The 25,388-nt window shown below is 41.2% G+C and carries 23 protein-coding genes and 1 pseudogene; 13 read left to right on the forward strand and 11 right to left on the reverse strand.

The features are described from left to right. Positions 1–245: 245 nt before the first annotated feature. The 3 genes from HUN01_RS14425 to HUN01_RS14435 all read left to right on the forward strand — a co-directional run bounded on the left by HUN01_RS14425 (position 246) and on the right by HUN01_RS14435 (position 4,557). Positions 246–1,295 (forward strand): LLM class flavin-dependent oxidoreductase, encoded by a 1,050-nt coding sequence (locus HUN01_RS14425; protein ID WP_181931857.1) that lies wholly within the window; start codon positions 246–248, stop codon positions 1,293–1,295. Between the two features lie 22 nt (positions 1,296–1,317). Further along, positions 1,318–3,402 carry a LysR family transcriptional regulator gene (locus tag HUN01_RS14430; RefSeq protein ID WP_181931858.1) on the forward strand — a complete coding sequence of 695 codons (2,085 nt, stop codon included), beginning with the start codon at positions 1,318–1,320 and terminating at the stop codon, positions 3,400–3,402. Positions 3,403–4,374: 972 nt separating this feature from the next. Further along, positions 4,375–4,557, forward strand: coding sequence for a replication restart DNA helicase PriA (locus tag HUN01_RS14435; protein WP_084227354.1), 183 nt, complete (start codon positions 4,375–4,377; stop codon positions 4,555–4,557). Positions 4,558–4,845: 288 nt separating this feature from the next. Here HUN01_RS14435 and HUN01_RS14440 read toward each other — a convergent pair whose 3' ends face one another. From HUN01_RS14440 to lgt, 5 genes are all read right to left on the reverse strand, one after another. Next, positions 4,846–5,316 (reverse strand): hypothetical protein, encoded by a 471-nt coding sequence (locus HUN01_RS14440; RefSeq protein ID WP_181931859.1) that lies wholly within the window; start codon positions 5,314–5,316, stop codon positions 4,846–4,848. Between the two features lie 107 nt (positions 5,317–5,423). Continuing rightward, positions 5,424–6,518, reverse strand: coding sequence for a dual-specificity RNA methyltransferase RlmN (rlmN, locus tag HUN01_RS14445; RefSeq protein ID WP_181931860.1), 1,095 nt, complete (start codon positions 6,516–6,518; stop codon positions 5,424–5,426). A gap of 80 nt (positions 6,519–6,598) precedes the next feature. After that, entirely contained in the window at positions 6,599–6,952 is a 354-nt protein-coding gene (locus HUN01_RS14450) for a phenylpyruvate tautomerase MIF-related protein (protein ID WP_181931861.1), read from the reverse strand. A 129-nt stretch (positions 6,953–7,081) separates the two neighbouring features. Then, the gene (gene cobM / locus HUN01_RS14455; RefSeq protein WP_181931862.1) at positions 7,082–7,906 is read right to left on the reverse strand and encodes a precorrin-4 C(11)-methyltransferase; all 825 of its coding nucleotides are present in this window, start codon (positions 7,904–7,906) and stop codon (positions 7,082–7,084) included. 210 nt (positions 7,907–8,116) lie between these two features. Beyond that, a complete protein-coding gene (gene lgt, locus HUN01_RS14460) occupies positions 8,117–8,992 on the reverse strand; it encodes a prolipoprotein diacylglyceryl transferase (RefSeq protein WP_181931863.1) in 876 nt (291 codons plus the stop codon). 294 nt (positions 8,993–9,286) lie between these two features. Here lgt and coaD point away from each other — a divergent pair, with 294 nt between their 5' ends. After that, positions 9,287–9,838, forward strand: coding sequence for a pantetheine-phosphate adenylyltransferase (coaD, locus tag HUN01_RS14465; protein WP_181931864.1), 552 nt, complete (start codon positions 9,287–9,289; stop codon positions 9,836–9,838). Then, the gene (locus HUN01_RS14470; protein WP_181931865.1) at positions 9,748–10,416 is read left to right on the forward strand and encodes a DivIVA domain-containing protein; all 669 of its coding nucleotides are present in this window, start codon (positions 9,748–9,750) and stop codon (positions 10,414–10,416) included. The genes coaD and HUN01_RS14470 overlap by 91 nt, the downstream gene beginning before the upstream one ends. Before the next feature lie 107 nt (positions 10,417–10,523). On the opposite strand, the gene HUN01_RS14475 is transcribed toward HUN01_RS14470, so the two are convergent. The 3 genes from HUN01_RS14475 to cysS form a co-directional block, all read right to left on the reverse strand. Beyond that, positions 10,524–11,870: a TldD/PmbA family protein gene (locus HUN01_RS14475; protein WP_181931866.1), complete on the reverse strand. Its 1,347-nt coding sequence runs from the start codon at positions 11,868–11,870 to the stop codon at positions 10,524–10,526. Between the two features lie 130 nt (positions 11,871–12,000). After that, on the reverse strand, positions 12,001–13,440 hold the full coding sequence (locus tag HUN01_RS14480; RefSeq protein ID WP_181931867.1) for a TldD/PmbA family protein: 1,440 nt from the start codon (positions 13,438–13,440) through the stop codon (positions 12,001–12,003). 88 nt (positions 13,441–13,528) lie between these two features. Next, positions 13,529–15,001, reverse strand: coding sequence for a cysteine--tRNA ligase (gene cysS / locus HUN01_RS14485; protein ID WP_181931868.1), 1,473 nt, complete (start codon positions 14,999–15,001; stop codon positions 13,529–13,531). Between the two features lie 137 nt (positions 15,002–15,138). On the opposite strand from cysS, the gene HUN01_RS14490 reads away from it, so the two are divergent. Further along, a complete protein-coding gene (locus tag HUN01_RS14490; RefSeq protein ID WP_181931869.1) occupies positions 15,139–16,245 on the forward strand; it encodes a CobW family GTP-binding protein in 1,107 nt (368 codons plus the stop codon). 170 nt (positions 16,246–16,415) lie between these two features. Here HUN01_RS14490 and HUN01_RS14495 read toward each other — a convergent pair. After that, positions 16,416–17,226: pseudogene (locus tag HUN01_RS14495) on the reverse strand (Rpn family recombination-promoting nuclease/putative transposase). A gap of 106 nt (positions 17,227–17,332) precedes the next feature. Between HUN01_RS14495 and dtd the strand changes: the two are divergent. From dtd to HUN01_RS14515, 4 genes are all read left to right on the forward strand, one after another. Next, entirely contained in the window at positions 17,333–17,785 is a 453-nt protein-coding gene (dtd, locus tag HUN01_RS14500; RefSeq protein WP_181931870.1) for a D-aminoacyl-tRNA deacylase, read from the forward strand. Between the two features lie 103 nt (positions 17,786–17,888). Continuing rightward, the gene (psb28, locus tag HUN01_RS14505; protein ID WP_181931871.1) at positions 17,889–18,230 is read left to right on the forward strand and encodes a photosystem II reaction center protein Psb28; all 342 of its coding nucleotides are present in this window, start codon (positions 17,889–17,891) and stop codon (positions 18,228–18,230) included. Between the two features lie 89 nt (positions 18,231–18,319). Continuing rightward, positions 18,320–18,844 carry a MogA/MoaB family molybdenum cofactor biosynthesis protein gene (locus tag HUN01_RS14510; protein WP_420832799.1) on the forward strand — a complete coding sequence of 175 codons (525 nt, stop codon included), beginning with the start codon at positions 18,320–18,322 and terminating at the stop codon, positions 18,842–18,844. A gap of 125 nt (positions 18,845–18,969) precedes the next feature. After that, the gene (locus HUN01_RS14515) at positions 18,970–20,721 is read left to right on the forward strand and encodes a sensor domain-containing diguanylate cyclase (protein WP_181931872.1); all 1,752 of its coding nucleotides are present in this window, start codon (positions 18,970–18,972) and stop codon (positions 20,719–20,721) included. Positions 20,722–20,969: 248 nt separating this feature from the next. On the opposite strand, the gene mraY is transcribed toward HUN01_RS14515, so the two are convergent. Then, positions 20,970–22,061, reverse strand: a complete 1,092-nt coding sequence (gene mraY / locus HUN01_RS14520) for a phospho-N-acetylmuramoyl-pentapeptide-transferase (protein WP_181931873.1) — start codon at positions 22,059–22,061, stop codon at positions 20,970–20,972. Positions 22,062–22,141: 80 nt separating this feature from the next. Continuing rightward, positions 22,142–22,375: a DUF3134 domain-containing protein gene (locus HUN01_RS14525; protein ID WP_181931874.1), complete on the reverse strand. Its 234-nt coding sequence runs from the start codon at positions 22,373–22,375 to the stop codon at positions 22,142–22,144. A gap of 244 nt (positions 22,376–22,619) precedes the next feature. On the opposite strand from HUN01_RS14525, the gene HUN01_RS14530 reads away from it, so the two are divergent. The 3 genes from HUN01_RS14530 (at position 22,620) to HUN01_RS14540 (ending at position 24,846) form a co-directional block, all read left to right on the forward strand. Continuing rightward, complete coding sequence (locus HUN01_RS14530) at positions 22,620–23,204, forward strand: PAP/fibrillin family protein (RefSeq protein WP_181931875.1); 585 nt, start codon at positions 22,620–22,622, stop codon at positions 23,202–23,204. A gap of 308 nt (positions 23,205–23,512) precedes the next feature. Further along, positions 23,513–23,728: a photosystem I reaction center subunit IV gene (locus HUN01_RS14535; RefSeq protein ID WP_094349537.1), complete on the forward strand. Its 216-nt coding sequence runs from the start codon at positions 23,513–23,515 to the stop codon at positions 23,726–23,728. 251 nt (positions 23,729–23,979) lie between these two features. Beyond that, positions 23,980–24,846 carry a DNA-formamidopyrimidine glycosylase gene (locus HUN01_RS14540; protein WP_181931876.1) on the forward strand — a complete coding sequence of 289 codons (867 nt, stop codon included), beginning with the start codon at positions 23,980–23,982 and terminating at the stop codon, positions 24,844–24,846. Positions 24,847–25,388 lie beyond the last annotated feature (542 nt).

The raw sequence follows: 25,388 nt of genomic DNA on the forward strand, positions 1-25,388 counted from the left end.
GTGTATTTAATTATTTTTTATACTTGCTGGCTGTTATCCTAATTCATTCAAAGCAATCAGGAATCAGACTCGACAAAGTATCGACACTATTCCATATCGTGATAAATAAATGCTTCTCATCTGTCATCTGCAACTATACATGGCAGAAATAAATGTGGTAGTGTGAGCTACTAAACAACGGTAAAAAGATATAGATATAGTAGTTAATTGAATGTCTCGTAAAAAAAGGCACAGGAAAAAGATTTATGACACTTCAGTTTGGAATTTGGTCGCCGGTCTGCGGTGGATGGTTGCGCGTTGTCAACCATGAGGCTAATTTATCCACCCAAGATTTGGTAAAACTGGCAGTTCAAGCAGACGAGTTAGGTTATGACTTCTATTACATTCCGGAACATTACTTAAATGCAGTTCATGGGCCTAAATATAATGTCGCTGACGCTTGGATTACAGCAGTTTTAGCAAGTTTGAACACCAAGAAGATCAAGATTGTTGCAGCCGTACAACCTGGTTTTAAACTGCCTGCGGTGGTTGCCAATTTGAGTGCAAACATTCAAAATCAACTGAGTAAAGGCAGATTTGCTCTCAGTGGTATTGCAGGTTGGTGGAAATTAGAAGTAGAAAGCTATGGAGATATCTGGCTACCTCACAGCGATCGCTACGCCCGATTAGAAGAGTATATTGATGTAATCAAGGGGCTGTGGACAGTCGAAGGCTTTAATTATATTGGCAAATACTACACTATTAAGGGTGGTATTCTCGCAGATCAGCCGACACCAACACCACCCATTTTCATTGCTGGGGAATCAGATCGGGCAATTAACCTAGCAGCTCGTCTGGGAGATTATCTATTTATCAACGCTGATGATCCTGAGAAAACGGCAGCATTGGTGCAGAAAGTGAAAAGATTAGCTAGCGATCGCTATGGTCGTCAGATTAAAGTAGCAATGAGTGCCTTTGCGATCGTTGGTGAAGATACTTCCCAAGCCGAAGACAGATTAGAAGCGATTTACCGTTCTGCCGATCAGCAGCAGATTAAGTACTTTCAAGAGCAAATCGATCCGAATGTAGTCGCCCACAACAAACTAGACATCAGTCAAACCATTGAAGCCAATCTCGGTTTATCTGCTCAACTGGTTGGCGATCGCTATACTGTTATTCGACGCCTGAAAGAATACGAAGCCGTTGGCGTTGACTTAATAGTACTGAAATTTGAATCTATGTTAGAAGACACTATTCGCTTCCACAAACTAGTTATTTCCGAATATAGACAGCAGAGTAGCTTAATTACCTTGTAATTAAAATCTTACCTCACCTAGCATGAATAAGATTAAACTCGAAGATATTACCCTAAATCACCTCAAAATCTTAAAAGCAGTAGATGACTGTGGTAGCTTCTCTAAAGCGGCACAAAAACTAGGTTATAGTCAAGCGCTAATTAGTAAAAAAGTCAAACAAATAGAGGATTATTTCGGAGTAATTCTCCTAAATCGCTCACCTGGCTCTATATGCTTGACTAATAAAGGCAGGAAATTGATTTCCCAGACACTTAATGTCGTAGAAACTGTAGAAAATCTGCAAGAAGAATTTCAGGCAACATTTAGCGCTGAAGGCGAAGATTTGATATTGGGAGCTACTAGTTTAATTTTAGAAGTCTGGCTCAAACAATATTTGCAGCGATTTCAGCTTTGTTTTCCAGGTAGAAATCTTAAAGAAATTACGGTTAAAAATAATAGATTTTTTTCCAATTCTCAACTCCTAGAAATGGATCTCTTGCTCAACAGTTGCGCTGGATACAAAGAAGAACACCATTGCACTAGATTAAAAACTCATAAAATGCTGTTGGTTTCCTTTGGGGCAAGTAAATATCTCAATGAGCATAGCCTAGTTAAAATAAATGATATCGACCTGACTGATATTGTGCTTTTAGATGAGGTTCATCAGGAACTATCTAAAAATGAGTTTTTGATGAACAAATTAAGCGGTGTACAAGTTCTACACAGTTATCAAGATGTACTAAAATACGCTGACAAAAATCAAAAGCTAACGATTTTACCCGACTTTTGTCAAGCTGATATCATATCTCAATACCAAGTTTTAACTTTTCCGATTCAAGATATTAATGAATATGGAATTTATCTTCATGTTCCTCGATTTAGTGAATTGTTAATATCCGCAGAGAGCTTGGTAAGAAGTTTTAGACTAGATCCAGATAATTTAGAAAGTTTGCCCAACGTAAATCTATTTTTAGGTAGCTGTTCTCCCAAAGAAGAAAATGTTCTTAGGATAGGTATTCAGAGAGATTCCATAGGACAGTTTATTGCTGGATATGGGACTAAGTATATTTCTGATTTACAGAAAGCCTCATCACTTGAACAGGCTATGTTCAAAAATATTGAAATTAATCGAGATTTCGAGTTACAAATTCTGCCGTTTGCTTCTGGGGAACAAATGAACCGACAGATGAAACGTGGAGAACTAGATATTTGTATTTTAGATGATATTTCTCTCTTGAATAATGGTAGTCAATTCTTTGATGATTTAAGTTTTGGTTCTAAATTAATTGGGATTGCTTCGTATAATATTTTGGGTCAAGATATAAATATTGTTCTACACAAAGATTCTTCTATAAATACTGTCCAGGATCTAAAAGGTAAACGAATTTCTACCTTATTTGGTTCAAATGCTCATAGGTTCATCATTACTCTTTTTGATCTCTATGATCTGGATGTCAGTAAAGATTGTAGGTTAGTGAATGAAGATCCTCGGAAAGCAAGTAAGAGCTTGGCGAATAAAACTATAGATGCTTACGTATGTTGTCATACTTTTGCCTCCATTTTAGAAGCTTATACTTTTGTGAGAAAGCTGCCTTTATCTCAAACAATTAGTTTAAGAATTCCATCAATTAGAGGAATTGTTTGTCGCTCACAGTTCATTAAAGAAAATCCTAAAATTGTAGTTGCTTATTTACATGATTTAGTAGTTGCGAACTATTGGTTTAATTCATCTCCAATCAATGCGGCAGATTTATTAACTAAAGTAATTGATGTGAGAACAACTCAAGTAAATCAGTTTTTTAATCCTGTATTTGGTAATCGCATCGATCCGACTCTCAAACCTCAATGGTCTTGGTTACTGAAAACTTTAAATCGCAGGTTGGAAGGAAAATATGGTATTTCACTATTTGATCTAGATTTTTGGATAGATGATTATTTCTTAAGACTTGTCTACAACTTGCTGAATATAGATTATCACTTTCACCAGGTTTCTTTTGCAAGTGAATTTTCTAGCAGCTATTTTGTCGAGGAACAGTTTAGCAGACATATAAAAGTTCTCTATGATAAGTACAATTTACCCCTACCAAATGAAGATAGCAATCACACAGCAATATCCAGTTTAGGATGAAAAAATCCACGCCACTTGCGGGATGGGGAAGAAGTTACCGAAGAAAGGCAGAGGGCAGTTCTTGCTGAAGGCAGAAGGAAGAAAATACAATTTTTGCCCTCTGCCAAAAGGGTTTAGAGCAAGTAAATTTATTTATGAAACAAAATAAAAATATTTTTTCCGAGACGCGCAGCGCAAGGAAAAATACGTCCTTATTAAATCCCCTAAATTTATTTATGGGGATTCCGACTGAGCCTCCTGTCTTCTGCCTTCTTAACAATGCCCAATTCCCCAAGCGATAAGGTGACTATCCCTCTCTACCCACAAGCGACTGTGTACACACAAGTCTAAAAAAGCTCGATTGATTTCTCTTTGTTCTCTCGTTTATCTCGTTTTCATACTCTACATGGGAATGGGTTATTAGGGCTGCTGCCTCTAGTCAGATATTGAGTCTCTGACTCAATGAATGCATTCCCATGCAGAGTATGGGAACGAGGAAACACGAAAAGTCTTATTAAGCTAGGTTTTCAGGACTTGTGTGTGCACCGTAGTTGCCCACAAGGGGATAGAGTTTCCCGTTGCTTTCAATAAAAAATATTGCCGGCAAATATTAACTAAATCTTAAGATAGAGATTTTGTGGCTAAAGATACAGTAATTTATGGGTTTTAATTTTTGAATACAAGAACGGCTTTTTTTGTATTCGTCTGAAATGACTATAAACAAGGCTCTCTCAAGGCATTAATCATGGGGATCAGTAAATCTCTAAGCAGCATTTAAATAAAAAATAATTTATGTATCTAAAGTAGGAGAGTAAAATCACTTAGATTCTAGGATAATAGATCAAGATATCGAAAAGTTTTCAAACCTGAAATTTTGTTTAAAATAATCAACCAATATTACAGCAGTTTGTTAAGTTGGGTCGAACCAGAATTTTTACGGGTTTAACTTGTAGCTTTACCAAATAAAAAATAATTACAACCAGGGGTTTTAAAATGCAGACAGTACAAAAGATTTACTGCCCAAATTGTGGTAGTCATGCAGAGCGTTACTATATTTCTGATAGCCAATTAACTCGCACACAATGCCCAAGTTGTGATTACTTAATGATTAGTTGTACTCGCACCGGCAAAGTGATTGAGGCTTATGCCCCTGGTATTCATGCACCCGCTAGATAAGATAAATTGAAAATTTGAGAATGTTTTCTCTAATTTTTAAGAATACAGAAAACTCTATCCCTTTATGGATAGAGTTTTAATAAGGAAGAATATTTAATCATCGTTTCGCCCATCAGGGTCTAGGTTTTAAACCCTAATCGCAAAGACGCGATAAATCGCCGTCTCTACAAAGGACTGATTCTTATAAAGACAGCTATTTATCGCGTCTCTTGCCTTAACCGAACCGTATTGCATCAACTCCTACAGAATTCTTATTGATAAAGTTATTTATCTGAAATTTTGAACACTTCACAGCTTGTTATTCTGTTGTCTTAGTTGTTGCTGTCGTCTCTGTTGTTCTAATCTCAATTCTTGCTGTTGTCTAATTTGTTGATCTTGTCTGAGTTGTTGCTGTTGTATCCTCAGTTGTTGCTGTCGGGTAAATTCTTGCTGTTGTAGTCTTGTTTCTTGTTGTTGTATTCTCAGTTGTTGCTGGCGTATTAGTTCTTGCCGTTGTCGTGTAAATTCTTGCTGTTGTATTTTCTGTTGTTGTTGTTGTTGGGGCTGTTGAAGGTTTAGGCGTAGCCATGTTTCCTTCAATTTCTCTTGTGTTTGTTGAATTTGCTCCTCTTGTTGTTGTCTCATTCTTTCTTGAAATAATTCAGGTTGCTGAGGATTTGTCTGAATTATTTGTCCGTATGCAGCAGAATTCATTGGCAAAGCTTTTGCAAGAACAATCACTAATAGCCAGAATTTAAGAATCAATGAGCGATTCCACATAGAATTATCTCGTCAATTGTTATAGATTGGTTTTAGCGATCGCTTAACCTTAATATAACAATTTTTACCGAGGTCTTTTTGGAGCAATTGCTGACCTCTGAGCTTGTTTAATTCTTACTGGCTCTCAATTGCCCGCAAGCAGCATCGGCTTCTAAACCACGAGAATAACGCACACTAACGGCAGTATTTTGCTGCTTGAGGACGTTGACAAATGCTTCAATGCGATCGCGGTTGGGGCGTTTATAGTCTACTTCTTGAATGGGATTATAAGGAATCAAATTCACATGACTTTGAAATCCTCGCATACATTTTGAAAGTTCCAATGCATGTTCTGGTAGATCATTAACACCCGCGAGAAGAACATATTCAAAGGTAACGCGGCGTCCAGTGATTTCCACATATTCCCGACATTCAGCCAGTAAATCTTCTAGAGGATAGGCGCGGGCGCTGGGGATGAGTTTTTCGCGTAGTGCTTGGTTGGGTGCGTGAAGACTCACAGCCAGAGTGATTTGCAAATTGTTTTGCGCGAACTGACGAATGCGATCGCGAATACCAACTGTAGAAACTGTAAGCGATCGCTGTCCTATACCGACATCTTGATTTAGAGATTTCAATGCTGCTAGGACATTCTCAGTATTCAACAAAGGTTCACCCAGTCCCATAAATACGACATTGCTAACCCGTTGCCGAAAATCTTCTTGCACAGTCAACACCTGATCAACAATTTCATGCCGTGCTAGGTTGCGTTTGTAGCCTCCCTTACCAGTAGCGCAGAAATCACACGCCATTGGGCAACCCACCTGAGTAGAAACACAAACTGTCAGACGGGATTTTGGGCCATCTCCCCTTTCTGCGAAGGTGGGGATGCCAACAGTTTCAATAATTTGACCGTCTGCTAATCGTAAAAGATATTTGACTGTACCATCGGGAGCCTCAGAGCGGTAATGTAAAATTGAGCGCCCTACGGGAACTTCTGCTAATTCTGCACGCCATTGTTTGGAGAAGACAGAAATATCAGATAGCGATCGCACTCCCTTGTCATAGATCCATTCATGCAGCTGCTTTCCTCTGTAAGTAGGTTGTCCTTGCTGCTGCACCCAAGCAGTTAACTCCGCCAAAGAAGCACCGAGAAGGGGAGAGATTAATTCTGATTTTTCTGGGTTGTGTGAGTCAACCTGAGATACAAGAGGCGTAGCAGACATAAAAAAATCACGAGTTGGTGTTGAATCTCTATCCTACACCTGCCAGATCAAGTTAGTCTTGACCAAAGAAGATGAGGGAATTAACCAAAGGTTGTGCCATTCCAGCCCCACATTGCACCCTTGGCGTCTGCAAACTCTATGTAAATGCGATTTTTCGGCACACCGAGAGTTTGGTTAATCTGCTGGCAAAAGTCTTGACTCATTGCTGCGGTTTGGTCTGGCTTCATTGTGCCAATGCTTTTAATTTCAATGTAGCAAACCGGGTCTGTATTCCCTGCAAAAGTCATGGGAATTCCTGGCTCAAAAGCAGTCATTACATAGGATTCTGGTTTTCCCAAATGTTTTGCTAACTTGGCTGATAGGTTTAAAAGCATTGACTCAATTTCAGCTTTTTGAGGAGATTCAGCAGAAGTTTGCACTTTAATTAATGGCATAGTACTGAATTGGAATTTTGGATTTTATTACATTGTTAAGTTTACCGAAACGCAGAGGCAATAGGGAGATGAGGGGGACAAGGAGAATAAATACCAATGCCCCAATGCCCAATACCCAATTCCCACCATTTAGTTATGAGACGAGCGAAATAGGTGATTATGTTCAGGATGATATAAACGCGATCGCCCTCTTGCCGGCGAAAGTGCTGGACTGATTATATAAAGTGTAGTGCGAATTAGTTTTTCTTCATGAGTGCAGTCTGCCATTTCATTCAGAGGGACAACCCTGATTTTTTCATCGGGCCATCCGATGCGAAAGCAAATTGCAATGAGGGTTTCGGCTGGATAGTGTTCGAGTAATTTAGCTTGGGCATTTTCGACGTGACGCGCACTCAAATACAGACAAAGACTAGCCTGATGTGCTGCAAGAGTTGCTAATTCTTCAGTGGCGGGGACTTCTGTACGTCCGCTGATGCGAGTCAAAATAATGGTTTGAACTAAACCAGGGACAGTTAGTTCTATTTTGAGTTTGGCAGCAGCGGCTTGAAAGGCGCTGATACCTGGTATAACTTCAAAAGGAATATCTTCCTCTGCGAGGAGGTGCATTTGCTCGTGGATGGCGCTGTAGAGACTAGGATCGCCAGAATGGAGCCGGACTAGAGATTTGTGTTGCGATCGCACCCTATCGATCATAATCGGCAAAATTTCTTCTAAAGTCTGATTCGCAGTCCTAATTATCTCCGCATCTTTTCGGCAAAGTTCTAAAATCTGTTCGGGTACTAAAGAATCAGCAAATAAAATTACATCAGCAGCAGCCAGTAGTTTCTGCGCTTTCACCGTTAATAAATCAGGATCTCCGGGGCCTGCTCCGACAATATACACAGATGGTTCTACAGCGTATAGTGTTTTTTTATAGCTTAGACTTTCTGTATATTCACTTTTATAAGCACACATGGCAATCTCTCAAAAAATATTTTGGCAAATTCTTCAGTATCTTTCCGGATTCACCCTCTTTCCCTAGTAGATAGTAATGGTAGATGCACCCTGGTTAAGCCCTAGAGAATACTCTGGGGCATTTTTTATTTTTTAGTCATTTGTCATTAGTCATTTGTCATTAGTCATTCATCCTCTCCCCCACTCCCCACTCCCCACTCCCCATTCCCCTCATCTGCCACTCTCTCCATTTACCTTAGAAGTAGGAACGACATCGGGTAAAGGGCGTTTGAGTAAGTAAAGCCAAGCTAATCCAACTAATCCCAATAAAATTCCCAGACTACTCACTACTTGTGCCATGCGTAATGGCCCCAGCATCAAGCTATCAGTGCGAAAGCCTTCAATCCACAAGCGTCCTAAGCTATAAGCTGGCCAGTAAACTAGAAATAGTGTGCCTACCTTCAGACGTGGCTTACCGGCTAAAGACCGGAAAAACAACGTTATTAGTAGCGTAAACACCATTAAATCCCACAGAGATTCGTAGAGGAAGGTGGGATGAAAGTAATCAGCACTAGCATATTCTAGAGGACGATGGTCTGGTGGAATATACAGCTTCCAGGGTAAATCAGTAGGATCACCAAAAGCTTCAGAATTAAAGAAATTGCCCCAACGTCCGATCGCTTGACCTAAAATCAGCGAAGGCGCTACTAAATCTGCTAGTTGCCAAAAAGAAACCTGCTTGATTTTGGCAAAGATTAACGCAGCCAAAACGCCACCAAGAATAGCTCCGTGAATAGCAATACCTCCTTCCCAAATCGCAAAGATTTTTTCTGGAGTTGAAGCATATTTGGGCCACTCAAAGAAAACGTAATACAGCCGTGCGCCAGGAATTGCCCCAATTAATAACCAAAAGAACAAATCACCTAACAACTCAGGATTAACATTGCGGCGCTTTGCCAAATTCTGGGAAAGGATGACGCCAATTAACACTGCTGTAGCAATCAATAAGCCATACCAACGGATAGTTAGTGGCCCTATTTTCAGCAAAATCGGCCCTGGAGAAGTAAATTGAAACGCCAAAGGTAAGATGGAAAGATCCAGTACCATGAAAAATTACCTAGAAAAGTTTGTTAACTACCCGCGCACTTTGCTAAGTACGGAGTTTTTTGGGTTTTGAATACTAGAACTACACTTCAATCCTCCACAACATTGTAGGGACGTAGGTAAAAATTCAGTATTCATATTTAGGAGTCTAGTTCCTAACGCCTAGTTGAGCATAACTTGTGTCATAAAACAATTGAGTTTCGTATCCTTACTCAGAGCGCAAGATGGTAGATTTGATTAAGTTACACAAAACGGTTTCGATATAATCACTTAAACAACTTTGATATATTTAAAATTGTGATAGCTATTTATCCTGGTAGCTTCGACCCCATCACTTTGGGACACCTAGACCTCATTCAGCGCGGTAGTCGCCTGTTTGAGCGGGTGATTGTCGCTGTACTGCGGAACCCCAACAAAATGCCACTTTTTAGCGTGGAGCAACGGCTAGAGCAGATCCGTCATTCTACACAACATCTACCGAATGTAGAAGTAGACAGCTTTGATGGTCTTACCGTCAACTATGCTCAAATGCGACAAGCACAAGTTTTGCTCCGGGGTTTACGGGCTGTGTCAGATTTTGAAGTGGAACTGCAAATGGCTCACACCAATAAAACTCTTTCTACCCAAATAGAAACAGTTTTTCTTGCAACCTCAAATGAGTATAGTTTTTTAAGTAGTAGTGTGGTAAAAGAGATTGCAAGGTTTGGTGGCTCTATCGATCATCTCGTTCCTCCACACATTGCCCTAGATATATACCAATGCTACAATCACAAATCTCCAATGTTGACCCCAATCTCAACGGAAGCAATCCCCCCCCTCAAGAGCATCTCGGTGGAGAGGGAAGCATAGATATTCAGCAGGAACTCAACCGCCTAGAGGAAATGGTTCTCTCTAGTCTCAGGATTCCGCTGACGGGACGCACACTCATAGATGAAGAAAAGCTGCTAGATCAGCTTGATTACATCCGGCTTGCTTTACCATCACTTTTTCAAGAAGCAGCAGCGATTCTAGAACAAAAGGATGAAATTCTGCTAGAGGCGGAAGAGTATGGACAGCAGGTTGTTGAGGCCGCACAAGCAAAAAGAGCGCAAATTTTAGCTGAAAGCGATATTATTCAACACGCAGAACAGGAAGCTGAACAACTGCGGCGACAGGTGCAACAAGAGTGTGAGGGAATAATGCAAGAAACCCTCGCCGAGATTGACCGCAAGCGGTATGCTTGTCAACAAGAGTTAGAGCAAATGCGACAAACTGCGATCGCTCACGCTCAAGAAATTGAAGATGGTGCTGATGCTTATGCCGATGGCATTTTGGGAAATATTGAGCAGGATCTCAAAGAGATGTTGCGAATTATCACCAACGGAAGGCAACAATTACAAATTGATAACCTCACCCAGCGCAATTCACCTCCTGGTAAAAAAAGATAGAGGTTTTAACGAGAGATGGGGAAAAATTATTGCCGTCTTTACAAGAATCAGTCCTTTGTAGAGACGGCGATTTATCGCGTCTCTTGCCTTAACCGAACCGTATTGGATTATAGGGTGTAAGTAAAATCTTTCACCAGCATACCAGGAACTAAACTACCTCCAAGTTGGCGACTTTCGTAAGTTCCTACTTCGGGAATAAATTCTTGAAAAGTAGTCAAATCTATTAAATTTTCTCCCCAGAAGCGATAGAGACTTTCATCAAAACGTAAGTTTTCAATTGGTGCGATAATTTCTCCATTTTCTACCCAAAAACAAGCATAACGAGTCATACCTGTAATTCTACCAGTGTGGCGATCGCTCCAATTCAAGTAATGCAAATTTGATACATATAATCCTGTATCTAAACTCGGAAGAATCTGTTCAAATTCTAAATTTCCCGGACTCACTTCTGGCGCTCGTAAAGTCTCTGAACCATTAGCACCATTGGCAATTTTTTGATATTCTTTAGCAGTTCGAGAATTCACCAAAGTATTTACCAAATGTCCTTTTTCTATTACAGGTAACTCCGGTGCGGCTATTTCTCCCAATTCATTAAATCGTGGTACTAATCCGCGTTGAAAGTTTTCTTTCAAACTAAATTTTGGAGACAGTTGTTTTTCTTGACGCGATAAAGCTGCTAAAGCACTATTTCCTTGTTGGATATCAGCTTCGCTTACTGCTCCCCAAGAAAGCATTAGTAATAAATCTGCAACAGCAGCAGGTGCAAAATAAGTTTTATATTGTCCCCGTGGCAATTCTTTAACTGGACGAGCAAGCAATTCGAGTTGCTTTTTGCCTTCGCTAATTTTGGCTATATAAGCAGATTCATCCCAATCACTCCCTGCAAATGTGCCCTTAACGGCTTGTTCAGATGGGGAAAATAGAGAATAATCTAATGTAAAAGAATCAGTAGCAAACCAGTGTTTTTGACCACTAGAATCACCATAAGCTTTAATTACTACTCCCCCTGCATATATACCTGTAAAATCTAATCCAGCAACTAGTTCTAGCACAGTTGGCACTACTGCTTCTGCCGCCAATAAATTCCCAGAATGTATTTCTCTACTGGTATTATTTCCTGATGGTAAAACTAGATATGGATCGATTGGTAATAGAATAAGTTCGTCACGTAGTTCTTGTAAAGCAGTATATGCTAACTGCCAATCTACCTCCCAATTTCCAGTAAAGGGAAACTGCCGAACACTATTGCGCTGATCTTTCATCAAAGTCAGTTCTATCCAACCATCAGCAACACAACCAGTTTGTCGGACTTTAGCATGATTAAAACGAGTAAATTGACTTATTTCACTGCTAAGTCTCACAGTGAATTGTTCATTTTCTGCTTTTTTGATCAACAGACTTTCAATCAGTCGATTAAAGCTGACTTCTAATGCAGATAATTCCTCAATTTTCATAGATATTAAATATTAAAAGGGAATAGGTAGATGGGATGACGCAATTACGAATTACGTGAGCGAGTATTCGTTCGCGCAGCGTCTCGTACAGAGCGTCATTACGAATTACGAATTACGAATTACGAATTATCTAAACTCCTCCACCAAAAACTTCGACATTAGCAAATACACAAACAGGTGAACCGTGTCCTACCGAAATAGCCTGATTTGGTTCTCCTTTACCACAATAAGGAGTACCATACATTTGCCAGTTTGTGGCATCTCCGACTTTAATTAAACTATGCCAAAACTCTGGTGTTGTGGCGCGATAGTTAGGATTACGAAGGGTTTTAGTGAGTTTGCCGTTTTCAATTAATTTGGCGTACTCGCAACCAAATTGAAATTTGTAGCGGCGATCGTCAATTGACCAAGAGCGGTTAGATTCCATATAAACGCCGTGTTCGATCCCGGCAATAATGTCTTCAAAAGTGCCGTTTAAAGGCTCTAAATTCAAGTTAGCCATGCGATCAATTGCTGGCCGATTCCATGAGGAAGCACGGGCACAAGCAACTCCTGCGACACCTGCCCTGACTTGGCTCTCTAGACTGCCTAACCCACGTTGGAGTACACCTTCTTTAACCAAATATTCCTTTGTTGCTACAGCACCCGTATCATCAAAGCCATAGCTGGCAAATTCACCTGGGACAGTAGGATCAAAAGTAATATTCATCAGTGGCGAACCATATACTAGGTTGCCAAAATCATTTTTATTAACAAAGCTGCCCCCAGCATAGTTACGCTCATCTCCCAAAATTCGGTCAATTTCTATGGGATGCCCGACACTTTCATGGATTTGCAGCATCATTTGGTCTGGCGCTAAAACTAAATTGGTGCGGGTGGTTGGGCATTCTTCTGCTGTTAAAAGTTCTACTGCTTGTTCGCCAATTTGCCGTACCCGATGCCATAAGTTTTCTTGTTGTAAAAGTTCTAGTCCACCTTGGTAACAGTTTGCTTGCGAGCCGTTGTTACTACGCTGCTGTACAATTGCTCCATCTTGAGCAGTTACTCCATAATGAGTGCCGATAGATAGTATTTTTTGATAGACTTCTGAGCCATTGCTGCTGACAAACCAAGATTCTTTTTCGGTTGTGCTAGCACTGGCTATGGTTTGCACAATCTTGTCGTCAACTTTCAACGTTTGGCAAATACGAACCAGTAAATCGTTGATTTCTCCAGGACTCAGAGAATCCAATGATTCAATAAATGGAGATTTATATTCACCAACAACTTTAGGACGCTCACTTTCACGGAAGGGATGTATCCACCATTCACTGGCTGCTAGTGCCTGGTTATAGGCAGTTTGGGCAGCAGCTTGGAGGGAAGACAGTTCCAGAGAGTTAGTTGCTGCATAACCCAGACAGCCATTTACCAAAACTTCCAGCATGGCTCCGACAGTGAAGGATTTGCCGTTTACTTGGGGTAAGGCGTCGCGGACTAAACGGGTAGTAGAAGTTTCCTTTACGGCTCTAATACCAATCCAATCAGCAGGAATATCGAAACTAGCGATCGTTTTTCTAAGTTCAGACCACATAATTTAAGGAATTGGGTAATGGGCATTGGGCATGGGGCATGGGGCATAGAGAAGAATTTAATTCCTAGTCCCCAGTCCCCAGTCACTTCTAATTCCGATGCCAGCGCGTGCCATCACGGCTATCAATTAGCGTAATACCTTCTGCTTGAAGTTCGTCACGAATGCGATCGCTTTCGGCAAAATTTTTGGCTTTACGTGCTTCTTGCCTTTGCTGAATTTTCGCTTCAATTTCCACATCGCTTAAACCATTACTCTTGTCAGTTTCGGCTTCTATCTCAGCTTCTAAACCCAAAACTCCAGCTAATGTGACGATAGTTTGCCATTGACGCTGTAACTCCTCAGGGGAAGTTTCGGTTTTCCCTTCATGCACAAGAATATGCCCCTCACGGCGCAGTTCTTTGGCTAATTCAAACAGCACTGTTAACCCACCAGGAAAATTAAAGTCGTTATTCACAAATTCTTGGAAGCGTTCAATATAGGGATTGGGTACTGGGTATTGGGTACTGGGTATTGGGATATTCCCAGTCCCTAAATCCCAACCTAGTTTTTTGCCGTATTGGTAGCCGAAGAGTAAACCTTCTTTAATGGTGTGCCAACCGTTGGTTGCTGCGGCGATCGCTTCGTCGGTAAAATCTATGGGTGTGCGATATTGAGCAGTTAGCACGAATAACCGCACCGCCATCGGGTCAACTCCTCGATCCAGCAAGTCTCGAATAGTGGTAAAGTTGCCCAAAGATTTGGACATTTTTTCACCATCTACTTTCACCATGCCGTTATGTAACCAGTAACGCGCTAAGGGTTTTCCTGTTACAGCCTCAGATTGGGCAATTTCGTTTTCGTGGTGGGGAAAAATTAAGTCAGCACCACCAGCATGAATGTCTATGGTATCACCCAAGCGATCGCGCACCATTGCCGAGCATTCTATATGCCACCCCGGACGACCTGCACCCCAAGGTGATTCCCAAGCTGGTTCTCCTGGTCTTGCTGCTTTCCACAAAGCAAAATCGAAGGGGTCTTTCTTTTTCTGATATTCTGGATCTTCGATGTTGACGCGATCGCTTTTCCCCGCTTGCATATCTTCTAACTTGCGTCCAGAAAGCTTGCCATACTCAGCAAACTGGCGCACTGCATAATACACATCGCCATCAGCAGGGTAAGCAAAACCCTTATTTTCCAACTCATGAATTAATCGCTGAATACCATTCATCGTATGGGTAGCACGGGGATACTCATCAGCTTCTTTGATTCCCAATCGCGCCATGTCCTCAAAATATGCTTTGATAAAGCGATCGGCTACAGCTTCCATTGATGAATGTTCTTGCCGCGATCGATTCAGAATCTTGTCATCAATATCAGTAAAATTTTGGATATATCGGACTTCATAACCGATAAACTGGAGGTATCGGCGTACTACGTCCCAAACAATGCAAGCTCTCGCATGACCCAAATGGCAGTAGTCGTATACCGTCACGCCGCAGTAATACATCTTAACCTTGCCTGGTTCGACTGTTTCAAACGGTTCTTGACGACGGGTGAGGGTATTGTAAAGGGTTAGGGTCATAACAGAGTAATGCTGAAATAAGGAGATACGTAATAATAGGGTAAGGCAGCTGGGATGACAGTCCAGCATCCCTATGCTAGTGTTTTCTGGACTATCTGCGCTACATTACTATTTTTTGACTATTTGATAACAGCGCTATGCAATCAGCAGTTACACCCGACTCTTCCGCAATGGATACGCCCAAACAAGGAATGCCAGTAACAATCATTACGGGTTTCCTCGGTAGTGGCAAGACGACTTTACTTAATCATATCCTCAACAACCAACAGGGTTTAAAAACCGCTGTTCTAGTGAATGAATTTGGTGAAATTGGCATCGACAACGAGCTAATTGTTTCCACTGGTGAGAACATGGTGGAGCTAAGTAATGGTTGTATCTGCTGCACTATTAATAATGATTTAGTAGATGCAGTTTACAAAGTTTTAGAACGCCAAGAAAATCTAGATTATCTAGTAGTGGAAACAACTGGATTGGCAGATCCGCTACCAGTAGCGTTAACATTCTTGGGCACAGAATTGCGGGATTTAACCCGCTTGGATTCGATTATTACCGTAGTAGACGCGGCGAATTACAGCCTAGATTTATTTAACTCTGAGGCAGCATACAGCCAGATTGCCTATGGTGATGTCATTGTGCTGAACAAGACTGATTTAGTTGATGAAGCCACTTTGAATGAGTTAGAAAGAAAAATCAACGAAGTTAAGGAAGGGGCAAGAATTATTCGTGCTACGCGATCGCAAGTGCCACTTCCTTTAATTTTGAGTGTTGGTCTGTTTGAGTCAGATAAATATTTTGACACAGTGGTGGATGAACACGACCATCACGATCATGATGATCACGATCACTCAACATGCGGTCACGATCATCACGACCATGACCATGACCATGACCATCACGATCATCACCATCATTCTGACCATTTAGAAAATGATGGTTTTACTTCCATATCTTTCCAAAGTGACAAGCCTTTTTCTATTAGGAAATTTCAGTATTTCTTAGATAACCAGCTATCCTCAAATATCTTCCGAGCGAAGGGAATTATGTGGTTTGACGAAAGTCCGAAGCGTCATATTTTCCACCTTTGCGGTAAACGCTTCACCTTAGATGATGATGAATGGAAAGGTAAATTGAAAAACCAATTAGTGCTGATTGGTCAAAATTTAGATCGTGAGGCTTTAATTAGTCAACTCGAAAACTGCATTTGTCTACCTTCAACCTCTCGCGGTAAAGGTTTTGGCAAATAAAAGTTAAGAAAGACGCGATTAATTGCGTCTGTACAAGACTTAAAGTTTAATACTCGTATGCTCGTTCCCAGGTTCCGCCTGGGAATGCATTCTTAATGGCTCCGCCATCAATTTTGAGCAATGGAAATGAGAAAATAGCGTAGGCGCAGCCCGTCGTAGACATCGCGTCTTCACTCCCCTGCATTACCAGCTTCTTCATTTACCAACTGCTGTACTTGCTCTACGGTTAACCCCGTAACTTTCGCAACGATTTCCACTGAGATTCCCTCTTGAAGCAAATAAATTCATCGCTACACGCCTTACTCCTTCAGCACGACCTTCAGCAATACCTTTAGCGCGACCTTCTGCTAAACCTTCAGCAAGGATAGCTTGATAAGTTACTGACTCCTGCATAAGTTCTCTCCGCAGCAATTGTTGAATTATCTCTTTCTCTAATACTAGCCCAGCCAGAATGAACGCTGAGGCTGCAATATTGTTCTGGATACGTTGATCGGTAATTTCTGAAATTTCCTGAGCAACTTGTTGTAACGTAGCAGTGCGGTTATTTGTCTGACTTAACACTGCAAATGGTAATAATCCTGGATGCTCCAAAAATATACTTGTTGGTTGCTCCCACAGACGAATTACCTCGAATCTATGAGAAGTTTCTTCTAAAGTGAATGTGGTTTGTTGCACAAGTTCTGAATTTGTCTGTTGAAGATAAATCACTACTTGACGCATTCGCTTATTTTTAAAGCGGCGATACACGCGCAACCGATAATCAATCATCCGAAAGGGAATATCAGCATTGGACTGGGTTTGAAATTCCAAATGCAGCACAACTTCATCGGACTGAAGCAATATCAGCGCATCGGCGCGGATTGGTTCAAAAGAAAGTTCAGAAGGACTTAATTCAGTTAGGGTGATAGATTTTCCTAACAGCCAAGTGGCAAAGTCACTGGAGAAAGTTTCAGCAAGGAACTTACAAACGTTATCGAACATTAAGGGATTTTATCAGGTGGTAGGCGCTCATTGTTTATATATTTAGGTTGCAGTTTAAGAATGTAATCGCTCTAAAATTGAAACGTTGATGAACCTTTAGATTAAAATGCGTGTTGTTATCCAACGAGTTAAATCATCTCAAGTTACAGTTAATGGTGAAATTGTCGGTAAAGTTGGGCGGGGGCTAAATTTGCTTGTAGGTATTGCTAATACCGACACTGATGTTGAAATTGACTGGATGGTGCGTAAGTGCTTAGAATTGCGGCTGTTTCCTGATGCAGAAGGAGACGATCGCTGGCAAAAATCTGTACAAGAAATTGGCGGCGATTTGTTAGTAGTTAGTCAGTTTACCCTTTACGGTGACTGTCGCAAAGGTCGCCGTCCTTCTTTTGACCGTTCAGCCGCTCCTCAGTCAGCAGAAGATTTGTATAATCGTTTTGTTACCAAGTTAAGGGCTAGCGGATTACAGGTGGAAACAGGTAAATTTGGTGCAATGATGCAAGTTACAATTGAAAACGATGGCCCCGTAACTTTGTTACTTGAAAAAGAAGCAATTTAAGTATATATACTAAAAAATGAATAACAGTAGCCTCTAGACCGTCGTGTTCTAATTGATGAGAGAATATTAAATTAACCATTACCAAAGTTTAAATTCATTCATCATGGCAAAAATCCAGTTTTCTAGAGGTCTTGACGAAGAGGTAACTCCAGATGTGCGCTTAACGCGATCGCGCACTGGAGACAGTGGTACAGCGACGTTTATTTTTACGAATCCGAAAATTTTAGATCAAGGTAGCACCGAAGATATTACCGGGATGTACTTGATTGACGAAGAAGGCGAAATAATTACCCGTGAAGTTAAGGCTAAATTTGTTAACGGGAAACCGGAAGAATTAGAAGCACTTTACGTCATGAAATCTGCCCAAGAATGGGATCGCTTTATGCGCTTCATGGAGCGGTATGCTGAAGAGAATGATCTGGGACTGAGCAAAAATGAGGCATAGGACATAGGGCATCGGGCATGGGGCATCGGTAATTGTCATGCTCAATAATGCGCCATTTACCATGCCCAATTATCCATTAGTGAAAATTCATGAGTGACATAATAATGCCACAACCCCACCCAGACTCGCCTGGGATTACGGTAACTTGTGCTGTGGTTACTGTCAGCGATACACGCACTTTGGAAACAGATAAAAGTGGCCAGCTAATTCAGCAGTTACTTCTTGGTGCTAACCATGCTGTAGGAGCTTACACGATTATCAAAGATGAACCAACAGAAATTCAAGGGCAGATAGAAAATCTGGGTAAAAGTGCAAATTTGGATGCTGTAATTTTCAATGGTGGCACAGGTATTGCACCAAGAGATACCACCTACGATGCCATTGAGAAGTTGCTGGAGAAAACTTTGCCGGGATTTGGTGAGTTATTTCGCTTTTTAAGTTATCAAGAAATTGGTTCGCGGGCGATCGCTTCTCGCGCGATCGCTGGTGTTTATCAAGATAAATTAATCTTCTCGCTTCCGGGTTCTAGCAATGCTGTGCGACTGGCGATGGAAAAACTGATTTTGCCCGAAATCACTCACTTGGTAAGTCAGGTTTGTAAGAATGTGAAATGAGCAGCCTTTCAGAGGGCTACCATAAAACTCAGCCACAAGGCACTGAAATCATCCTTTCTCCACTTACATCCTGAGACTACCCAGAATTATAGTGAGACGGATGAAATTTTAATATCAGGTTAGTAATGGAGCCTATTTACTGGAATTGCATAATTGCTCACAGCATCACTGCATTTTCATACTTTGGTATCCCCATAGTAATAGGGGTTTTCTTTGCCAAAACTAAGGCAACTATCCCTTCGCAGTTTTGGCTAGCTTTTTTATTATCAGGTGGATTCATACTATTTTGCGGATTTCATCACCTTCTGGCGATCTTTGAGCCGCATTCAGCAGTGTCGCTGTTGCACTTAGGTGTACTTGATCTAATGGCGTTTGTTTCCTTGTCTGCCTTACTCTACCTGATGCCAACCGCTTATCAAATTGTCAAGGCGATCGCCAAATCTCAAGAAGATACCCGCGAACTTCAACGCAGCCAGCAGATGCAACAGCTATTTTTAGATCATGGCCCCTTTGGAGCCTATATCAAAGATGAGCAATCTAGAGTGCTTTACTACAACCAGGAAATACAGTCTAGATTTTCGGTAGATCCACAAGAATGGTTGGGGAAAACGGATAGTGAATTCTTGCCAGATCCAGAAGAGGGACGGCGGGTAATGGAAAACGATCAAGTCGTTTTGAAGACTCTACGCCCCTTGAAGCTGATTGAAGAGGTAAAGATATCTGATAACGATCAGCCGTGCTACTGGCTATCGTTTAAATTCCCGTTTACCGATTACGCAACGGGCGCTTACCGCATTGGTGGGATCAGTATCGATATTACAGAATCCATAGAAGCACAGCGATCGCTCACTGACCTAAATCAGCAGCTAGAAGAAAAAACACTGGAATTAGAGACAAAAAAACGAGAACTTATATATCTCTCAGATATGACGGATATGCTTTATTCCTGCGAGTCTGAAGATGAAGTGTATCAAGTGGTCGCTTTAACTTGTTCTAAGCTCTTTCCTAATATGAGTGGTTCTATCTATAGAATTGCTAATTCCAAGAATTATGTTCAGATGAATAGTTTTTGGGGAGGTAAAATAACCAGTAAAGAAATATTTTCACTATCTGATTGTTGGGCATTGCGGAGAGGAAAATTAAACATTTTATCGCCTCGGAATTTAGGGCTAATATGCAGTCATTTAATACAACCTGTTAGGGGCACACATTTGTGTGTTCCATTGTTTGCACAAGGCGAAGTAGTTGGGATCTTACACATTGATGCGCTTGAAGAAATTAGTCCAGAAGATCAACAAACTACTGAGATTATTGCTAGAACATTAGGCATTGCACTGAATAATTTATCGATAAAACAACGTCTAACTCATGATAGCTTGCGGGATGGAATGACCCAACTATTCAATCAAAGCTATATGCAAAGCATAACAGAACAAAGGCTAGCGGAAGCTGAACGGTCGGGACAACCTCTTAGTGTTATTTTCCTTGATATTGATAACTTCAAATCTTACAACTCTCGCTATGGGCACGTAACTGCCAACATCCTTCTCCAGGGATTAGCAAAACTGCTGTTAAAATCTATTCGCTCTTTTGATATTCCTTGCAGATGGGGTGGTGAAGAATTTGTGATTGTGATGCCTAATATGACACTGGAAGCGCTCAGGAAGCGAGTAGAACAATTAAGGCTAGATATTGAACAAATGCAATTGAAAGACGGCGATCAGATCCTCCAAAGCATCACTGCTTCTTTTGGAATAGCTGTATCAGAACCAGGGATTACGGTTAAGGATTTGTTGAATCGGGCGAATCAAGCGATGCTTGAGGCAAAGCGAACAGGGAAGAATCGAGTTAGAGAGTATGTAAATACCTTTAATTGAAGAAGAATACAGAATTCAGAATTCAGAATTCAGAATTCAGAATTCAGAATTTATAATAAATACCGCAAGCGGTGAAATAAGCAACTCTTCAGTCTGCATTAAGTGTCAGTACAGCATAAAAATAAGAAACTTATAAATTTCCCGTATAAAAAAACAACTCCGTGAAGATGTAGGAGTTGTCATTTTATATTCAAGTAGTTTTTAAAACATTCAGAATGGAGCGATGCCTACGGCGGGCTGCGCTGCGCCTACGCTAAACAGATGCTAGCCAGAATAGCGGCGATTATATAAAATACTCCAACCACTTGTAATTCTGACCAACCTGTAAGTTCCAAATGATGGTGTAAAGGTGCCATTTTGAAGAGGCGTTTGCCTTTGCCATCGGGGCCCTTCGTGGCTTTGTAATAACTTACCTGTGCCATCACCGAAAGGGTTTCTACGAAGAAGATACCACTGAGAATGAACAGAGCTACTAAGGTATTTGTTAATAATGCTACAGCAGCTAAAGCTCCTCCCAGTGCTAAAGAACCAGTATCTCCCATAAAAACGCGGGCTGGGTTCCGATTATGGGCTAAGAAACCTAAGCAGCCACCACTTAACGCAGCACAGAAAACCATCAATCCTGGTGCTGTAGGCGCGACTATAGCACCTAATGCCAAAAGTGCGATCGCAACTGTTCCTGCTGCCAAGCCATCAATACCATCTGTTAAATTAGTCGCATTACTTTCTGCAACTAGTACAAAACCGGCTATTGGCCAAAATAGGAATCCTAAAGGTAGTGTGAAGCTCACCCAAGGCAAAGCAATATTTGTAATATTAGAAGGTTGATTAAACATCAGCCATAGACAAAACACTGCTGCAAAACTCACCTGCAAAGCTAGTTTTGTCCGGGGAGATATACCTTTATTTGATTTACGGCGCAGAATTTGCCAATCGTCGAGCCAGCCAATCAATCCGTAGCTGATTGTCAAAGCCGAAACTGCAAGCACCTCTTTAGAAAAGTTAGACAATATACAAGCAAGTAGCACAGATACAGGTATAAAAAATATACCTCCCATTGTGGGAGTGCCTGCCTTTTTGAGATGAGCTTGGGGCCCATCTTCGCGGATTATTTGTCCAGTTTTGAGTGCTTGGAGTAAAGGTATTACCCAAAAGCCAACCACACCTGAACCCATAGCACACAAAAGTAGTGGCAGAGTTAGTGACATACTTTGCCAGGGTAGCCGATTGGCCATTGAATCCAAGAAAAATGCTGTTGTACCTAGCCCGACGGCTAATAAAGAGGCTAGAGCGATTCCAGAAATATTTAATCCTTGCTCAGGAGATAATTTAGCGTCCACAGAAGTTTCCCTTCACTCCACACTTAATAAAATTGAATACCAGGAACTAGGGATACTACCAAGTCCCTAACCCAAAAAGGCTAATCCTCAGCGATTCCTATATCATCATCATCGAGGTCGTAGCCAATTCCATCTTCCACACCCATTAGAGAGTCTATTCCCTCTTCGTTATCTCGAAAATCCGGTTCGTGAACGTCACGCGCGATAATCCGGCCATTGGTTTGCAACCAGTCCAACAAAGAAGACTCTGGCTTTAGGGGGATGACATCGGCTCGTTGGTTACGAGCTACTTCACGTAATGGAGAGTTCAACATAATCGAGTGAGGAAAAGAAAAGGTTTACGTAAGTTGACATTTAGAGTCTATCACTTGACACGGATTAATTTAGTTATCTTTTCAACCCTTTAGTTGATAAATCCGCACTCAGATAGAAATTTTTTTATTTAATAAGCATAAGGCTTAGTCAAGCGGTTCTTAGTAATTTTTATGGCTCTACATATATGTCCTTAATATCTTGTTTATGCTGATGGAAAGTGAGTGATTTTAGAGGTGACAGGCGATGATGGGAAAAGCGGCTCTTATCGATGCGATCGCTGGTACAAATCGCGGTCTACTGGCGACCGGAGAACAGAAACAGGCTATCTTAGCAGCGATCGCCAACTTAGAAGACTTTAATCCTACACCCCGTCCGGTGGAAGCTAGTAATTTGCTAGATGGCAATTGGCGATTACTATACACCACTAGCAAGGCTCTTTTAAACTTAGATCGTCTACCTTTGTGCAAACTAGGTCAAGTCTATCAGTGTATCCGGGTAGAGAGTACCAGTGTTTACAACATAGCTGAGATTTATGGCTTACCTTATTTGGAAGGATTAGTCAGCGTTGCTGCTAAATTTGAGCCAGTTTCAGATCGGCGTGTCCAAGTGAAATTCGAGCGGTCTATTATCGGCTTACAACGTTTAATAGAATACAATTCTCCGGTAACTTTTATCCAACAAATTGAAGAAGGTAGAAAATTTCCCGGAATTGATTTTGTAATCAAGAGTGATAGACAGCAAGGCTGGTTAGATATCACTTATATAGATAACGATCTGCGGATCGGCAGAGGTAACGAGGGTAGTGTATTCATATTGAGTAAAACATAAGTATGTACCAAAATACTATTTGCGAATGAAGGTAAGCTATAACGTGTACCTTGTCAAGTAGGTTCTAATACCTTTTTAAACTTTGGGTAGCGAGTGGGGAGTAGGGAGTAGGGAGATGAGGAAGATAAGGGAGAAATAATAACTAATATTCAATGCCCTATGCCCCATGCCCCATGCCCAATGCCCAATTCCCAATACCCAATTCAGACAAATAACTTAACAAAGACTCTAGCAACGACCTTCAGGTTGTAGAGTGAAATCAATTAGCCCTCTAGATTGGCGATTGATAACTAAAAGGGAAAATAATCATGGTTCAACGTGGTTCTAAAGTACGTATTCTCCGCCCTGAATCCTACTGGTTTCAGGATCTTGGAACTGTGGCTTCCATTGACCAAAGCGGCATCAAATACCCTGTAATTGTCCGCTTTGAAAAGGTCAATTACTCTGGTATCAATACCAACAACTTTGCCCAGGATGAATTAGTCGAGGTTGAAGCACCAAAGGCTAAAGCACCGAAAAAATAGCAGCAAAGCTATAAGGGGCTTGTTTGATGCGATGATGAAGGGTAGTCTTAAGTCTGAAGTATGAAATCTGAAACTTTCAGTTCATTCATTCTTCATCCTAGCCTACCCTAATCTATGAGAGCCGCCCTGCGGGTATTTACGGTTTCTCTTGGGTAGTAATACGAGCCATCTACGGCTATGTAAGTTACTACCCTATCTTTATCTTCCTTGATCCCTCAAATACATCAAAATTGCCTGCTTAATCAGCTTGAATGCCTGAACTGCCTGAAGTTGAAACAGTCCGAAGAGGTCTAAATCAATTGACCCTCAACCAAGAAATCACGGGTGGAGATGTGTTGCTCGATCGCACCATCGCCTACCCGTTTTCTGTTGGTGAATTTGTTGATGGAATTAAAAAGAATGCGATCGCTACTTGGCATCGTCGCGGCAAGTATCTCCTCGCCGAACTCTCCTCATCTTCCCCTTCATCAACCGGTTGGCTAGGGGTTCATCTGCGAATGACCGGTCAACTCCTATGGCTGCATCGAGATGAACCATTACATAAGCACACGCGGGTTAGATTATTCTTTGGGGATCAGCAGGAATTGCGCTTTGTTGATCAGCGTACCTTCGGGAAAATGTGGTGGGTTCCGCCTGGTGTTGCTGTAGAAAGTATTATGACTGGTTTAGCAAAGCTGGCAGCAGATCCATTTTCACCCGAATTTACTGTTGAATATTTAGCTCTCAAACTGCAAAACCGTCGCCGTCCAATTAAAACTGCCCTCCTGGATCAATCTGTGGTGGCGGGATTAGGTAATATTTATGCTGATGAAGCATTATTTAAGAGTGGAATTTTACCTGAAACTTTGTGTATAGATTTGCAGCTAAAGCAAATTGAGCGTTTACGAACAGCCATTATTCAAGTGTTGGAAACCAGCATTGAGGCTGGTGGTACAACTTTTAGTAATTTTTTAAGCGTTAAAGGTACTAATGGCAACTATGGTGGTGTTGCCTGGGTTTATAACCGCGCTGGAGAACCATGTCGAGTTTGTGGTACAGCAATTCAACGAATTAGGTTAGCGGGGCGATCTAGTCATTTTTGCCCCCAGTGTCAAACCCTACGGGGAGTTAGGAGTTAGTGTCGTAGCGTGTCAAGCTTACAACTATTTTCAGGTAAATAGACCACGCGGTAGGGAACAATGCTCATTGGTGTCAACTTAAGCTAAAAATGGCTTCTCGCTTGGCTTGAGTAACCGTCGGAAACTGAAGTTCCCGCCTAATAGCTAAAGTCTACTGAAGTAGACTCAAGATTTTTGGGGATATTTTAGTTATCTTTAGATAACTTCGGCTATGAGCCAGGAATTTCAATTCCTGGTGGACGTGCAGTTTCACGTTAAGTTGACACCAATGAGCAATGTTCCCTACGACATATGTGGTTCAAATACATGAAAACTGCTCTAAAATAATGCATTAGACGTAGGTTGGGTGGAGCGGAGCGCAACCCAACATATATCAAGATGTTGGGTTACGCAAAGCCTCCACCCAACCTACAATTGTTTTTGCAACATTTAGCCTTGACACGCCACTACAGCATTTTTTTGGTTAATTTAACCTACCTACTTAGAAGTTAGGAGTTTTTACTTCTAACTTGGAACTCTCTTAAAATGCAGATAGAGAAAAC

Source organism: Nostoc edaphicum CCNP1411 (genome assembly GCF_014023275.1).
GTDB lineage: Bacteria > Cyanobacteriota > Cyanobacteriia > Cyanobacteriales > Nostocaceae > Nostoc > Nostoc edaphicum_A.

Coding starts and splice junctions, on each gene's coding strand:
- HUN01_RS14425 (WP_181931857.1), top strand. CDS start 246: ATGACACTTCAGTTTGGAATTTGGTCGCCGGTCTGCGGTGGATGGTTG.
- HUN01_RS14430 (WP_181931858.1), top strand. CDS start 1,318: ATGAATAAGATTAAACTCGAAGATATTACCCTAAATCACCTCAAAATC.
- HUN01_RS14435 (WP_084227354.1), top strand. CDS start 4,375: ATGCAGACAGTACAAAAGATTTACTGCCCAAATTGTGGTAGTCATGCA.
- HUN01_RS14440 (WP_181931859.1), bottom strand. CDS start 5,316: ATGTGGAATCGCTCATTGATTCTTAAATTCTGGCTATTAGTGATTGTT.
- rlmN (WP_181931860.1), bottom strand. CDS start 6,518: ATGTCTGCTACGCCTCTTGTATCTCAGGTTGACTCACACAACCCAGAA.
- HUN01_RS14450 (WP_181931861.1), bottom strand. CDS start 6,952: ATGCCATTAATTAAAGTGCAAACTTCTGCTGAATCTCCTCAAAAAGCT.
- cobM (WP_181931862.1), bottom strand. CDS start 7,906: ATGTGTGCTTATAAAAGTGAATATACAGAAAGTCTAAGCTATAAAAAA.
- lgt (WP_181931863.1), bottom strand. CDS start 8,992: ATGGTACTGGATCTTTCCATCTTACCTTTGGCGTTTCAATTTACTTCT.
- HUN01_RS14470 (WP_181931865.1), top strand. CDS start 9,748: ATGCTACAATCACAAATCTCCAATGTTGACCCCAATCTCAACGGAAGC.
- HUN01_RS14475 (WP_181931866.1), bottom strand. CDS start 11,870: ATGAAAATTGAGGAATTATCTGCATTAGAAGTCAGCTTTAATCGACTG.
- HUN01_RS14480 (WP_181931867.1), bottom strand. CDS start 13,440: ATGTGGTCTGAACTTAGAAAAACGATCGCTAGTTTCGATATTCCTGCT.
- cysS (WP_181931868.1), bottom strand. CDS start 15,001: ATGACCCTAACCCTTTACAATACCCTCACCCGTCGTCAAGAACCGTTT.
- HUN01_RS14490 (WP_181931869.1), top strand. CDS start 15,139: ATGCAATCAGCAGTTACACCCGACTCTTCCGCAATGGATACGCCCAAA.
- dtd (WP_181931870.1), top strand. CDS start 17,333: ATGCGTGTTGTTATCCAACGAGTTAAATCATCTCAAGTTACAGTTAAT.
- psb28 (WP_181931871.1), top strand. CDS start 17,889: ATGGCAAAAATCCAGTTTTCTAGAGGTCTTGACGAAGAGGTAACTCCA.
- HUN01_RS14510 (WP_420832799.1), top strand. CDS start 18,320: ATGAGTGACATAATAATGCCACAACCCCACCCAGACTCGCCTGGGATT.
- HUN01_RS14515 (WP_181931872.1), top strand. CDS start 18,970: ATGGAGCCTATTTACTGGAATTGCATAATTGCTCACAGCATCACTGCA.
- HUN01_RS14525 (WP_181931874.1), bottom strand. CDS start 22,375: ATGTTGAACTCTCCATTACGTGAAGTAGCTCGTAACCAACGAGCCGAT.
- HUN01_RS14530 (WP_181931875.1), top strand. CDS start 22,620: ATGATGGGAAAAGCGGCTCTTATCGATGCGATCGCTGGTACAAATCGC.
- HUN01_RS14535 (WP_094349537.1), top strand. CDS start 23,513: ATGGTTCAACGTGGTTCTAAAGTACGTATTCTCCGCCCTGAATCCTAC.
- HUN01_RS14540 (WP_181931876.1), top strand. CDS start 23,980: ATGCCTGAACTGCCTGAAGTTGAAACAGTCCGAAGAGGTCTAAATCAA.